We start from the raw sequence: 13,866 nt of genomic DNA on the forward strand, positions 1-13,866 counted from the left end.
TCAACAAATACATATATAAATCAGTCACTTACAGTTTGGAACTATGAGTAAGGAAATAGTGATTCTCACTCGGGGTGCTTTGAGACATAGTTTCATTCGGAAATTATTCGGGCTTGCCGAGGGAATTGATGTATTGCGAACCTACTGTGAAACAGGGGTCGAACATACCTCAGGGAGCGAACTACTTGAAGAAGCCCGAAAAAACAAGGAAGCTGTTAGAATCAATCATTTAGAACGGCGTGCTCAGTCGGAGCATGACTACTTTGGACCATTCGTAAATATCACCCCCGACTATAGTTCTCCTGTTGACATTCCTGGCGGGCACATTAACGAACGCCAGTATTATGAAGAAATCACTAGTCTTAACCCTGACTTGTTAGTTTCATATGGCTGTTCTCTTGTCAAAGACCCACTCCTGAACGAATATGAAGGAAGGTTTCTTAATGTACATTTAGGTCTATCTCCGTATAATCGTGGTAGAGGGAGTAATTTTTGGCCACTTGTGAATCGCAAGCCGGAATATGTTGGAGCAACGTTTATGCATATTGATGAAGGAATTGATACTGGCGAAATAATCCATCAACTGCGTGCCCGAGTCCATCCTGATGATGGACCTCACGATATTGGAAACAGACTTATTTCAGATGTCGGGCAAGTATATCCTGAGTTGGTCCGGTCGTTTGAGGACCTTCACTCAATTGACCAGCCTCCTGAACCAGAGGAGGAGAATTATCACACTTCTGATGACTATAATCCTGAGGCTACAAAACAACTATACGAAAACTTCGACGATGGTATGATTAGTGAGTATCTGAGTAAACTGGATAGCCGGATATCTGATGTACCAATTGTCAAACATCCGGAAATTGATGAAGAAAAACTCATAATTGAGCCAGAGGTGTGAATATCTACTAAGACTCGATGACCTCGATCTCCGCCTAGTGGTAGCATCATCGTGAATATGATCACGGTGCTGGAATTTCGGGAAACCAACTTCTCGAAACTTTTGGGTGTTACCTTCCTCATGTCGTTCAGTTTCGTCCAGTCTTAGACATCTTCATACGGGTCCAGTTCAGGACACGCCGTTGGTAAGCGGATCTTGTCCCTCTGATCGTATTCTCGAAGAATCGCTTGATTCTGTTTGCTGTACGGACAGTATATGGTTTCACAGAAACGTCATATATCCGTCAAGTTTCAAGCGGACCTGATGCAGAAAATCACGGATCAGATTATTCGTCATGTTTTCGTCCAAGTGGTGCCAGAAGAATACCTTCGTTTGAAGTGTGTCATCGTCAGCCACTCGCACAGAGAAGGAATAATACTGCTGCCCTGCGATCCCTTAACTAAAGACGGATGCTTCGGGTTAGTATCTTGGTCGATAGGAACGACACACTGGAACCAGTTTTACCCACGGCAAGGCTGTTCAGTCTGATTCTCAGACATATCTAAGAAAGTACTCAAATTATCTCATCTATTATTCTGTCTACACCAAATCGCAATGGGTCTGTAGCTGGGACATTAATATCCCTCGAAAAAGCCTCTACTGCATCGTTAGCATCCTCTACCGATAATGACTGCGTGTTTAGTGCCCCAGCAACCAGCTCTGCTTCACTGATTATCGAACCACTGTCTTGATATAATTTGGCAATCTTTGAAACGGGTGGAAGTTCGGAATCGTCGTAGGCTACGATAGTATCTCGGCTGGGATCATGGCATAGGACTAGTTTGTCCGGCATCGATCCATGAATGAGGCTCATTGTAGCTCCAGAATGAATGATCGAACCCTGACCCTCGACAAACAATATGTCATGATTGGATCTTTCCAAGCAGAGCCTTTCAACGGCACCTGCCACAAAATCACTGACTACCCCATCAATAACAATCCCACCTCCTGATATCATAACTCCAGTCTGCCCTGTTGGAACAAAACCAGCATCAATGCCTCTTTCTCTTGTCTTTTCTACTAGCTCTAATGCTGTTGTCATTTTCCCCGTTGCGCAAGCTGTCCCCACCGTCAAGACGATCTCTGTTTCGAGATTCTTGACCCTGCCCCTATTCACCGATAGATCATCGGGTTGCTGTCGAATATCATAAAGAGTTCCACCGTACTCATCAGCTAAGTTACTGAATTCCTTGTCCTCACTAAGGAAGTAATGTAATCCGGAATATACTGAACAACCTCGCTTGAGCGCTGAACAGATATCATGGCGCCATTCTTGATTAAGTCCACCTCCTATAGAGGAGGCACCGATAAACAGCGCATCAAAATCCTCAGATATGTCTTCAACTGATTCCACAATCGGAACATCAGAAACGTAATCAAGATAGTCGGAGGTATTTCCCCCAGCATTCTCTTTATCAAGAACAGCAACTATTTCATCTCTACTATATCGAAGAAGTCCGATCGCTGTTTTAGCGTGATAAGGAAGTTGTCCGTGTGCTAGGATTACTATGCGCATAAAATTCATATCTGGGAGGACCAATTAATTTCTTACGCTCAAAGATATTCTGGTTGACAATCATACTTCTCATATTTGCCACTTGCGACTCCATAGAGGCGCTCATGAGTCTCACGAAACGCCTCGCCAACCGGCCGGTATCTCCTGTGACATGTGTCAAATATTCCGACATTGAAATTCTCTCCATGCCCTCCTCCTATTGCTGAATTATCATACCACCTAAAATAATGAGCCCCAACACACCATGGTTTACTAACTGCATCCTCAAGATAGACACGCATCGCTCGTGACCGTTCCTCCTGTGTTTGAGTAGTGGATAGTCCTGGGGATGGGACACCAGATTCAAGGGCACCAAATTGCCACTCTCCTATCAGTATTGGGAGGTTGTATTCTTCAGCCACCTTTTTGAGTGATACTGTTGAGTCAGCTTCCGATACGGTCGTTGAGTAGATATATGTTGTTAATATGTCTATATTCTCTAAAATCTCCATTGCCCATTCCGGTGGTAAATCCGCAAACCGAAGGCCTAGATTAAGGTGATTCTGATCGTACTTATTACATTTAGCATCGATTGTTCTGATAAGACGAGTGACCATATCCTGGCTAAACTCCCAGAGGTCATCTTGGGCTCCTTCTGGCAGCCTTTCAAGGGGCGATCCTCGTGCAATCTGCTCAAATGTAATTTCTACCCCCCAACTGTCGGATAACGCCTCAGTGCTCCCGTACTTCTCGCGTAGCTTCTTAGCTAACTTTCGCTGACTCGCACACTGTCCTTCTGACAGGACCATTTCCGATGCAATATCGCGCTCTAAAACCGTCCAGTCTGGATAGTTCCCCAAGAAGTATCCAATTAATTGCTCGTCATCTGATGTTTTCTCTAATGGACGTGCGTACTCGTCGACTGCTGCCTCAAAATTTGGGTGATAAACATCTTGAAAATCACTGTAAACATTTGGTACCCCTGGAAAGTTATACTCGAGAGTTCGTGTGTACGGCTGTGAGGTCTCAGAGGTCAACTTCTCATCAGACCAAGCGCCGATTGTGTTGAACCCGATATCATAGATATCCCCTATGACTATTTCCCTCCATCTTGACCGCCAGTTCTCATCAGTGAAGGCCCTGATAAAGTTTGTAGATAGGTAGTTGACTATAGGTTCATCGTTATCACTGTGGGAAGAATCTTGATTATCACCTCCATCAAGCCGGCCATCAGAGAACGATCCGTTTTCATCTGGAATCCATTCAACCCCTGACTCGAGATCGGCATACGCTGATTCTATGACTGGATGTACTGCGGAAACACCTGATGACCAGAAAGGATGGCCATCTGGGTCAATAATCCACCATCTTCTCCCATCGTGCTTGGTCCGGAAGAACCCTGTTGCCTCAAATTGTTTTGCTTTCCATCCTCCCCATTTTGAATATGTATTGGGCCATTGTTGTGTGTCCGAGGTTTGCGCTCTCTCCTGAAGGAGAGTAGTCAGTTCATTCTCATGGGACACAGTCTCGAATGATTCTACAGTCGTACTTTGCCCAAATTTGTCTAACAGTTTATCTTGCGGTAGATATGGATCTGTCTCTCGTGGAGGCTCTGATTCCGAAATATATAGTGGTGACAGACACCACGTGGCTTCTTCACCACGAATTTCCTTTATACGTATTACAATCTCTTCTACATTTTCTGCAGCTAGCTTATTGCCACCCAAATAGGAGCTTAACCAGGCTCCTTCTCGGGTCTTCTTTACTGTATGATCTTCAAGATCAGCGAGAGGAAGACGAATTCGTGCAGAGCACTCCGGTAGGGTGCGGATATTCATAATGAACCGCTCATCTGATCGACCCCAAACTAACTCTGGAATTTTATCAAGCACATTCCCTGAGTCATCGATAAACAACAACTCAAATACTGACGCATTCTCCCCTAGCTGTAAAAAATCAAAGCAGAGATATTGGTCTTTAGTAATTGACTTGCCAGATAGACTGTACGTAATTTTTCCATCGTCACTATTAGTATTGTACCATCTACCCTGTTGGAATACAGGCGACTTCTCGACTTGTGTTATATCGCTTTCCTCACTTGGATGTAGGCAAAATTTATGTTCGAGGTCTGTATCTACCATTGCGCTAAGCAAGCTTGCGCAGATAATAGACCTTTCCCTCAACGCTCTTGGGTAGAGGATTGTTGGTCAGGTCTCAGCAGTAGCTGGAAGTCACAGCGGGCAAGGGTGACGCGACCGCGTCACCCGACGAACGATGTTCCCAATCAAGACGTTCGTCTCGGAGTCTCGAGCCGCGAACCTGTTACAGCAGGTTCGCTGGCGTAACGGCGTCTATTGCCCACGCTGCCGTGCCGAATCTGTGATTCGGTACGGCAGCTATCGGGTGTTTCAGCGGTATCGCTGTAAGAATTGCGACCGCACGTTCAACGACCAGACTGGCACTGTCTTCGAACACTCGGCGGTGGCACTCAGAAAGTGGTTTCTCGCTGTCTACACCTACATCCGCTTCAACACGAGCCTCAGACAGTTAGACGTGGAAATCGACGTTTCCTACAAGACGATCTATCGGCGCGTCCAGCGCTTCCTGCGAGCGCTGGACGCGCCTCGGCCACACCTCAAAGGCCCCGTCGAAATCGACGAATTCTATGTGAAAGCGGGACGAAAAGGCCGCGAGCGCGACGGGCCGTCGCGCTCGCGTGGCCTGTCCACGCGCGGACGTGGAACATACGCCGAAGACAAGCCACCTGTGTTCATTCTCGCGGATCGTGGGACTGGACGGCGATACGTGATCCCAGCGAAAGCCGCCGATGAATCGATGATTCGACTCCTGCTGGCCGACCGCCAGCAGGAGTCGCTCACCGTCTATACTGACGGCTTTCGAGCGTACAACCCACTTGACGAGGACGACGAATTCGACCACGAATACGTCGTCCACGGCGACGGGGAGTACGTTGATGGAGACGTACACGTGAATACCTGCGAGAGCCACGCGTCGCTGGCGCGACGGTGGCTCTCGCCGCATCGAGGCGTCTCCAAAGACGACTCACGCCGTACCTCAGAGCGTTCCAACTCCGATGTGAGGTCTTCCGAAAACCAGAGAAAGAAGCGCTGAAAACCATCCTCGAAACAGTACTCTAACTCACCAACAATCTACGCCACAAGAGCGTATTGCGTAATTAGTTATTCACCGGCATTGACCTTCTGTAGGAATACTCCAGACTGAGGACACGACACCGTCTCTTATCCCAATAGCTTGGCTATGCAAGTTAATCGTAGCATCAATATTCCCAACTATGAATTCCAACTGGTCTCCTACACAAGGATCAATTTGGGCATCACTAGTATCGATGATTCCATGTTCGGAAGAGAAGTCAACATACTCAAGTTCTTCATCATTAACACAAACTGGCTGATCATGATGCATCCAAGAAAACGTCTTTGCACCTGCATCGATTATCACTCGCTCTGACGTCGGCTTTGAGATTACAGTGGTTAGTATACGTGCTGCACAATCTTCCTTCTGGACTCTGTCAATATGCTTAATGAATGAGGCGTCATTGAGCAGATAGCGTCCTGGATTGATTTCTGTGACTACTGACTCCTTACACATTTGTCGTGATGTACCCGAGGTTCCAGCTAGAACATTTGGGACTTCTATATCCCTCCTTTTTATTTCATCCACGGTTGACTTCAACTTGGATAATACTTCATCAGCCATAGCGCAGAACTCCTCTTGAGAGCTTGACTCATAGAGAATATGGTTATCATAGGCGAGGACACCAGAAAATTTAATTAACTCAGTTGAGTTTATATACTCCCCTAATTCAGCAGTCTCCTGACCGGGTTCACTGCCAGTGCGGTCTGCGCCTACGTTTACCTCTATCAGAGCATTAATATCCTGGTTGTGTCCCTCAGTTGCTTCTTCCAGAGCCTGTGTATTCTCATATCCATCAACTACAATAGAAATAGTTGCTTGTTCTGCCAACCACATTAGCCGATCCAGCTTTGATTGAGTAACTACTGGGCAAACAATAACAATATCATCCAGTCCATGGCGTACCATCGTTTCAGCTAAAGATAATTTCTGGACCATTATTCCAGACTCGGCCTGCTTCACTTGTTTCTGGGCCAGCTCTGGAATCCGATGTGATTTCACATGAGGGCGGAGGGAGACCCCCCTATCCCTAGCAAATCTAAAGTACGACTGCATATTCTCTTCGAGGATCTCTTCATAGAGAAGGAGTGATGGTGTTTGTATATCCTCTTTAACATCACCTAACCCCGGCCACTGACTCATATAGGTCTGCGGCATAAGTAGAGATATATGAGGATACAGTATTAATAATACCCGCATCATCTTAAAGAATAAATATGGGTCCGGGAGTTTAGATTAACTATCAAGAGAGAACAGATCCACCACTCACTGGTGCCTTAGCGGAACATATCTCTGTATAAACTCTGGCGCCTTTCTTCAACGGTGACGTATATAGTATGTATGATTTCGTGTAGAAGGAAATGCCGAAGGTTTTTTACTGAGAATTTGTACAATATCGGAGGTATGAAGGGTGTTGTTTTGGCTGGAGGAAGAGGTACACGTCTCCGCCCCACTACAGCAGTCGTGAATAAACATCTTATTCCAATATATGATCAGCCAATGATTTTCCATCCTGTCCAGACGCTCATAAGTGCGGGGATAAATGAGATACTATTAATAAGTACTGTCGAAGATACCGGCAGATATATCACCCTCCTTGAGGAGCGCTTTGATGCAGATTTTCAGTATCGAGTACAAAATGAACCTAAAGGAGTTGCGCATGCAATCTCTCTAGCTGAAGGTTTTGTAGATGACAATTTTGTTGTGTTACTTGGCGATAATCTTATATTTGAGGATTTATCAGGTTCAGACATTGAGCTAGATGGAAGTAAGTCGAAAATATTCCTCAAGGAAGTTGATCGTCCCTCTGCGTATGGAATTGCTGTCCTTGATGACGGGGATATAGTCGAGTTAAATGAAAAACCAGAGTCACCACAATCCAATTATGCAGCTATCGGGCTATATTGTTATTCCTCGGACGTTTTTTCCGTTATTAAGGGTTTGCAACCCTCCGATCGTGGCGAGTATGAAATAACCGATGTTAATTCGTTCTACTTGGACAGAGGAGAGATTGATTACGAGATCATTCAGGGAGAGTGGTTTGACGCTGGAACACCTGAAGGGATATTCAAGGCAGCAGCACAAGTGAGGGAGCAAAGAAGACAAGACAACTAATGGGCCCAAATCCAACAGCTGACAACCTTTCCTTCCGTATTGGTTTGGGGACAGGATCCCTTAGGTCTGAGAAAGAGTGTACCAAGACTGTCCAGGCTGCTTTGAATGAGGGATATCGTCATATTGACACAGCAAGACACTATGAGAATGAGGCTGCAATTGGGACTGCAATCGATCGGGCAGACATACCACGTGAAGAGGTGTTTTTAGCGACAAAAATTCACTCTGACAATCTGTCTGAGAAAGGTGTACAGCAGTCGATTTCTGCTAGTCTTAATGCGCTCGATATAAACAGAATAGACTTAGTTTATGTCCACTGGCCAGCCCACGAGTATGTGCCGGAAGAAACGCTTCCTGCACTTGAGAGACTTCGCTCTAATAATACCATACGACATATTGGCCTAAGCAACTTCACCGTAGACCTGGTTGAAGAGGCTAGATCAGTGATTGGCGCTCCAATTTTTGCTGTACAGGGGGAAATGCATCCGTTCTTGCCACGCAAGAATCTTGTCGAGTATACCAATCAAAATGATATCTGGTTCGTGGCACATACACCCTTCTGTCAAGGTGGGGTTTTTGACGATAAGACGATATTAGACATCGCTAATGAAAACTGTGTATCCCGAGCAAAGGTCGTTATGAAATGGATTTTGAGCAAGGGCCGGGTAGCGGCTGTCCCAGGATCCAGAAGGAAATATCTCCACGAGAATCATGCGCTTCATAATATTGAATTATCTGAAAATGACATAAGAAGAATTGATCAAATCCAGCGAACAAAACGGTGTGTTGACTATGATTTTTCTCCTTGGTAATTTCTGATATGTTAGTGATTCATCTGGTTTCAAAACAAATTCCCATATTAGATCCTATCGTTAACGATGCGGGTAATACGGGGTATCCATAGAATGCCTGAAGTTTCAGTTGTCCTTCCTACATATAATCGAAGGGAGACTATTGGTCGCGCTTTGAAAAGTGTTTTATCGCAAGAATTCAGTGATTTGGAATGTATAATAATTGACGGTGGTTCAGATGATGGAACATATAAAACTGTTAGATCAATCGCTGACAACCGGGTCAGATATGTGTACACTCAATCCCCGAGATCCCCTGCTATCGCTCGTAACCTCGGGATAGACCTCGCATCAGGAAAATATATCGCATTTATTGATAGCGATGATGTGTGGATGCCAATGAAACTTTCCTGCCAAGTGGGACACCTCAAAGAAATGAAAGAACCAGCAGCAGTCGCAAGCAGTTTTCATAGAGTGACAGAGAACTATGCTAGACGGATTATTGCGGACCCTAGCCTATCGGGTTTAGAAACCTATAAAGAGTTACTTAGAGATAACTTTATTACGACATCAACATTGGTCCTTCACCGCGATGTGGCAACTCAACTCGGGGGATTTGACGAGTCACTATCAGCATTAGAAGATTGGGAACTAGCTCTGAGAATCTCTAAGAGTTATGAATTTAAATTTATTGATCTGCCATTGTGTGTTGTTCCTGTGCAAACAGATAGTATATCTGTAGATCGGGAAACCCAGGCGGGAGCTTTGAAGCAAATACTATCGAAAAACAAAGATGATTACAAAAACCATCCAAAGTCCTACGCATACCAACAATATCGATTAGCAATGGTATATGGTGAGTTGGGATGTACTGAAGATCGACTTCACCATCTAAGACAAGCCGCAATAACAGATTATCGATTTCTTCCAGAGTATATAACTGAGAGCGTCCGAAAGAACCTCCTTCGATGAAGGGTCCGAAATTAAACCTAAAAATTAGTTATATTTATTTTCATTAAAATATATAGCACGATTAGCGAATGAAACTAGAATGAATTAAGTATTTCCTTACAACATCGGGTGCTGAAGATGGATTCTGCCATTGGGATTGTTACTCGTGATCGACCAGAACAACTGGATCGCACACTCCAAAGTATTATCTCACAGTCTGTTCTTCCTAATGAAATATTAATTGCTGATGATAGCGTATCCTTGCAAGATGAGACGGAGGAACTAGTATTAGAGATACGTGAGAAAAACCATATGAATAATATTGATATTACATACATAAGACAGGAGGAAGGCTGGACGCTTCCTGAAGCGCGAAATATCCTGCTAAACCGTTCTGAATCAGAAATAATCTGTTATGTTGATGATGATGTCGTATGCCCTGAAAATTGGTTATACGCGATTCAGCAACGCTACGAGAGTGATGAGGACATTGCAGCGGTTGGTGGTCCAGCGTTAAAGACGAATGATGACTTAGAGCCAGTCTCTAAAACTATTCAGGATGGGACGGGAAGAAATTCCATTAATGAATATGGTGAAGTTACAGATATGTCTGGCCGATGGGTACCACCACAAGCAGTCTCAGTCCCGTTGTTCAGAGGCGCCAATATGTCCTTCAAATCGTCAAAGCTCACGGCCATAGGCGGATTTGACCCGGAGTACAAGGGTATGTCCATTTTTGAGGAGTGGGATACTATGACTCGGCTTTACAAAAAAGGAGAGAAATTAATTTATGACCCCTCTTCATTATTGTATCATCTTGAAACTGCTTCTGGGGGATCTCGAACAGTATCCTCGTACCCAGGAACCTATTGGTACGCTCGAAATGGTATAAGATTCCGAAAAAAATATGTATCTGATGTAAATCTGAATCGATCTTTATTTCGGTTCATTACAAGTGAGAAAGGGGGGTCTCCATCAATAGGTCAGATAATACGCGGGTTGTCTTCCGGGGATATTTCCGTGGGGTATTGGTTGAAAGGTTACTGGGATGGATATTGGCAAGAACGCGCCTAATACGGTCTAAAAAAGCTTATATTGCTTATTACGGTATTCTTCTCGCGACATATCTGACTCTGTAAGATGTGTGATCTGTTGGCGCTTAGTAACGATATATGAGGTAGACAAATTCTCTCCCAAAGCAGTCTTTATTGTGTTATCAGATTCTAATGCATCCAGAGCTTCTGAGAGTGTGTGGGGAAGCGGGGAAACTGCATTCTCCTGTCTTTCTGATTTAGATAGGTTAGCAGCGTCTTTACTCAATGGCTTATCTGGCTGAACCCGGTTCTGTATACCTGAATATCCGGCTGCAAGAATTCCTAGTAGTGCAAGATATGGGGTTAGCAGTATTATCGACGGCTTTGAATTCGATTCGTGTTTGTCCTTCATTCGTTGCCTTGTTTTGCCGCTAGCTAACTGTAGTTTCAGACGCTCTCACAGGAAAATACCGTCAAGCTAACCGGGAATTGGACGCCGTCTGGCGATATGGGATCGCTCAGACGGCTCGCTCGGATGTGTCGAGATCTTGCCAAACAGCACGTAGATGACCCTGACGTACCCGCCGCGCCGAACGGCGCGGACGGGTACGCCAAGTGGACACAGATTGCGTTGATTTTGTTCCGCGTTGAGTTGGAGAAGAGTCTTCGTGAGACTGAAGACTACCTCAACGAGATGCCCGGTATCCTCGCCGTATTTGATCTCAACGAGGCACCACACTACAGTTCGTTCTGCCGGTGGGAAGACGAGTATCGGATGCGTGAACTCCGCCGCCTGCTCCGCGCTTCGGCGGAGCAGGCGGGCTGGAGTGGTGAAGCCGCAATCGATGCAAGTGGCTTCCAGCGTGATCAGACCAGCTATCACTACCGTGACCGTGCGAACTACTCGTTCCAGTCGATGAAGACAACCATCTTGATCGACGTGAACTCGCTAGCGATCAAAGACGTTCATTTCACGACACAGAAGGCGTGGGACGGCCACATCGGGATGCAGGTCTTCCGCCGGAACGCGGAAGACCTGCGTGTATTGTCTGCTGACGCGAACTACTCGTGGGGCGAACTCCGTGAGGAGTGTCGCTCGAACTCAACGCGACCACTGATCAAGCACAGGGAACAAACACCGTTGCAGAAGGCCCACAACGCCCGAATGACCGAGGATTACAACCAACGCTGGATGAGTGAGACGGGCTTCTCGCAGTTGAAAGAAGACGACGGCGAGAAGCTCCGCTCCCGGAGCTGGCACGGCCAGTTCCGGGAGCTGACTCGGAAGTGCATCGTCCATAACCTAACGCAGGCGGCGAGTTAGGGCTCGCCGCCTGCTCCCCTTCTCCGGACGTATCCGGGAGAGGCATCGCCGTCGTCACCGAAACAACGAAGCAAGATACCATAGTTTTGACCCTTCGGCAACCGCTGTCAGTAACAGCCGCTGTATCTTCTGACTGTAAGAACGCACCTCTGACAGCGTGAGACTACAAACAATCGACCCTACCCCGTCGCTGTCTTGCGTTCAACAAGGCATCATTCGTTGTAGAAATTTTGGGTACACGGATGAGAGCGTCCCTGTTTCCATAACCCCAAGATGCGAGGTCCGATATAGAACTGTGGCGAAGGCGCCGATATGACGTAATATTTGGTGCCGTAAAAGCTAGTATTGTAGGCGAGTGATTAATTACTCCTCCGATAAAGTAGCGCGCTATTGTTGACAGGCGAGTTCGCTGGTGACTCGGGCACCCTTGCCCAGGAGGAACTCGCGCCGCTCGTCACGTCGACGGATCCCGAGGTGCTGCATCGCCGGTGGCTGACGTCGGAAACGGCGAGTCGCTGTTCGGAATCACCGTTCTACCCGTACACGTCAGCGAAGATCCACACGCTGCTGACGGCGGCGTTGCTCGATAATTACCGGGCGGGGTATGACTTCCACGAGTTGTCCCTGGAGGTCCATTCTGGGACCGGGATCGACGCGGTGTGTCCGGCGCCGGGAACGCTCGCCCGAGCCGACGTGGTGACACCGATTCGAACGGTGCTTGCGACACCACGTGTGACCGTGACGGTCACGGGTGACCCCTCGGGCCCGGCGGCACAGTTGGGAACGGTTCCGGCGCGGTGCTCTGCGGACGTGTGGGGGCGCCTTCCCGCCCACCCGCTCGATGTATCGACGCACGCGACGCGGGTGCTGGACGCGCAGCTGCGCCGGATCCGCGCGGTCTCGACGGCCCTCCAGTACGTGGAGGACGTCCACCGGTGGCGCGGGTGGGGCGCTGCTGTCACCGACACCAACGCCGACGCACCCCTGGGAGGTGACGGGCGGTGACGCTGGTGCAACAGGTGTTGTTCGCTGTGGAGATACCGTACTACGGGCATCCGTACTTCGTGACGGGCAACGCCCTGTATCACGCGATCGCGCGACGAGCGGACGACCAGACCCGCCAACATCTACACGTGAGTCACGGGCAGTTCGTCCCGGGGGAGTACGCGTCGTTCCCGGATTCCCATTCGAATCCGGGCTCTGCGGGCAAGCAAGGGGGGTCGCTGCCCGCTGTTGAGCAGTATGAAGATCTGTTCGTGTTCCGGGAAGGCGGCTCAGCGGTGGCTGCTTGACTCCCGGCCTCGGGATGCGCACAACGCGGTCCCACTCCAAACGTACGGGGACCGGGTGGTGATGGCGCCGACCACGACGTTCGGGCGACCCGACGGGCAGCGGCACCGGCGCCGCACCGTGGACTGGTATGTGCAGTGTTACCTGCACGTCCCGGAGGGGACACGCGACGAGATCCTCCCGGTTGACGACGTGGTGTTGGACGGGCTCCGGCTGGGCGGGGCGCGGAACTACGGGTTCGGCCTGTTCGAGCTCGTCGATTCCCAACTCGTGGAGCTGGATGACCTGGAGTAGACCCGGCTGCGGGATGCGGCCCGCGCTGCGGACCCGTGTCGGATCGAACTGGTGACGCCGTACGTCGCCCAGTCCGACTATCCAGGCGCGGAGTCCCAACCGGTGCCGTGGTGGTGGGACACGTCGGACCAGTCGGGGCCGGGGAACTACTCGAAGGCGACGGGGATGCGGCGGCGGGCGGCACGACTCGTCGCTGACGACACGACGTACGACTTAGAAGTCCTGGATCACGGGCAACGCGTCGGGTTCGCCGGGGACCCCGACCGGATCGTCGAAACGGCGAAAAACGGCGTGCGACGGATCGGCACGCATTCACGGTTCGGGTTCGGAGAGGTCCGAGTCCGACCGCCGGAGGCGGACCGCGTCCCGGCGCGCACCGGTGTCAGTGAATCGAGTGCGTCGGGCGGGGGGTCCGAATGAGACGTCACGACAGGAGTGTGACCGAGAGCGGCGTG

At 48.5% G+C, this 13,866-nt stretch carries 15 protein-coding genes and 1 pseudogene; 11 read left to right on the forward strand and 5 right to left on the reverse strand.

What is annotated here, in order from left to right; translation table 11 throughout:
• Window positions 1-43 precede the first annotated feature (43 nt).
• Window positions 44-904: a formyltransferase family protein gene (locus RJT37_RS11585; RefSeq protein ID WP_313684599.1), complete on the forward strand. Its 861-nt coding sequence runs from the start codon at window positions 44-46 to the stop codon at window positions 902-904.
• Between the two features lie 553 nt (window positions 905-1,457).
• Here RJT37_RS11585 and RJT37_RS11590 read toward each other — a convergent pair.
• Complete coding sequence (locus RJT37_RS11590) at window positions 1,458-2,459, reverse strand: N-acetyltransferase DgcN family protein (RefSeq protein WP_345785367.1); 1,002 nt, start codon at window positions 2,457-2,459, stop codon at window positions 1,458-1,460.
• Between the two features lie 38 nt (window positions 2,460-2,497).
• Window positions 2,498-4,579: a hypothetical protein gene (locus RJT37_RS11595; protein ID WP_313684603.1), complete on the reverse strand. Its 2,082-nt coding sequence runs from the start codon at window positions 4,577-4,579 to the stop codon at window positions 2,498-2,500.
• A gap of 133 nt (window positions 4,580-4,712) precedes the next feature.
• On the opposite strand from RJT37_RS11595, the pseudogene RJT37_RS11600 reads away from it, so the two are divergent.
• A pseudogene (locus RJT37_RS11600) lies at window positions 4,713-5,596 on the forward strand (IS1595 family transposase).
• Window positions 5,597-5,642: 46 nt separating this feature from the next.
• Here RJT37_RS11600 and RJT37_RS11605 read toward each other — a convergent pair.
• On the reverse strand, window positions 5,643-6,755 hold the full coding sequence (locus RJT37_RS11605; RefSeq protein WP_313684605.1) for an alanine racemase: 1,113 nt from the start codon (window positions 6,753-6,755) through the stop codon (window positions 5,643-5,645).
• 261 nt (window positions 6,756-7,016) lie between these two features.
• Here RJT37_RS11605 and RJT37_RS11610 point away from each other — a divergent pair, with 261 nt between their 5' ends.
• The 4 genes from RJT37_RS11610 (at window position 7,017) to RJT37_RS11625 (ending at window position 10,543) form a co-directional block, all read left to right on the forward strand.
• A complete protein-coding gene (locus RJT37_RS11610) occupies window positions 7,017-7,727 on the forward strand; it encodes a sugar nucleotidyltransferase (protein ID WP_313684607.1) in 711 nt (236 codons plus the stop codon).
• The gene (locus RJT37_RS11615) at window positions 7,727-8,539 is read left to right on the forward strand and encodes an aldo/keto reductase (RefSeq protein ID WP_313684609.1); all 813 of its coding nucleotides are present in this window, start codon (window positions 7,727-7,729) and stop codon (window positions 8,537-8,539) included. The genes RJT37_RS11610 and RJT37_RS11615 overlap by 1 nt, the downstream gene beginning before the upstream one ends.
• Before the next feature lie 93 nt (window positions 8,540-8,632).
• Window positions 8,633-9,490, forward strand: coding sequence for a glycosyltransferase family 2 protein (locus tag RJT37_RS11620; protein WP_313684611.1), 858 nt, complete (start codon window positions 8,633-8,635; stop codon window positions 9,488-9,490).
• Window positions 9,491-9,607: 117 nt separating this feature from the next.
• Complete coding sequence (locus RJT37_RS11625) at window positions 9,608-10,543, forward strand: glycosyltransferase family 2 protein (RefSeq protein ID WP_313684613.1); 936 nt, start codon at window positions 9,608-9,610, stop codon at window positions 10,541-10,543.
• 6 nt (window positions 10,544-10,549) lie between these two features.
• Here RJT37_RS11625 and RJT37_RS11630 read toward each other — a convergent pair whose 3' ends face one another.
• Window positions 10,550-10,915 carry a type I glutamate--ammonia ligase gene (locus RJT37_RS11630; RefSeq protein ID WP_313684615.1) on the reverse strand — a complete coding sequence of 122 codons (366 nt, stop codon included), beginning with the start codon at window positions 10,913-10,915 and terminating at the stop codon, window positions 10,550-10,552.
• A 96-nt stretch (window positions 10,916-11,011) separates the two neighbouring features.
• On the opposite strand from RJT37_RS11630, the gene RJT37_RS11635 reads away from it, so the two are divergent.
• Entirely contained in the window at window positions 11,012-11,827 is an 816-nt protein-coding gene (locus RJT37_RS11635) for an IS5 family transposase (protein ID WP_313684617.1), read from the forward strand.
• Between the two features lie 163 nt (window positions 11,828-11,990).
• On the opposite strand, the gene RJT37_RS20675 is transcribed toward RJT37_RS11635, so the two are convergent.
• A complete protein-coding gene (locus tag RJT37_RS20675; protein ID WP_425604916.1) occupies window positions 11,991-12,227 on the reverse strand; it encodes a hypothetical protein in 237 nt (78 codons plus the stop codon).
• Between RJT37_RS20675 and RJT37_RS11640 the strand changes: the two genes are divergently transcribed.
• The 4 genes from RJT37_RS11640 to RJT37_RS11655 are packed head-to-tail and all read left to right on the forward strand — an operon-like array spanning window position 12,221 to window position 13,831.
• The gene (locus RJT37_RS11640) at window positions 12,221-12,832 is read left to right on the forward strand and encodes a DUF8168 family protein (protein WP_313684619.1); all 612 of its coding nucleotides are present in this window, start codon (window positions 12,221-12,223) and stop codon (window positions 12,830-12,832) included. The genes RJT37_RS20675 and RJT37_RS11640 overlap by 7 nt on opposite strands.
• On the forward strand, window positions 12,829-13,119 hold the full coding sequence (locus RJT37_RS11645) for a hypothetical protein (RefSeq protein ID WP_313684620.1): 291 nt from the start codon (window positions 12,829-12,831) through the stop codon (window positions 13,117-13,119). The genes RJT37_RS11640 and RJT37_RS11645 overlap by 4 nt, the downstream gene beginning before the upstream one ends.
• 58 nt (window positions 13,120-13,177) lie before the next feature.
• A complete protein-coding gene (locus RJT37_RS11650) occupies window positions 13,178-13,411 on the forward strand; it encodes a hypothetical protein (protein ID WP_313684622.1) in 234 nt (77 codons plus the stop codon).
• A 51-nt stretch (window positions 13,412-13,462) separates the two neighbouring features.
• On the forward strand, window positions 13,463-13,831 hold the full coding sequence (locus RJT37_RS11655) for a hypothetical protein (RefSeq protein ID WP_313684624.1): 369 nt from the start codon (window positions 13,463-13,465) through the stop codon (window positions 13,829-13,831).
• Window positions 13,832-13,866: the final 35 nt, after the last annotated feature.

This window comes from Halobellus marinus (assembly GCF_032113415.1).
GTDB classification, from domain to species: domain Archaea; phylum Halobacteriota; class Halobacteria; order Halobacteriales; family Haloferacaceae; genus Haloquadratum; species Haloquadratum marinus.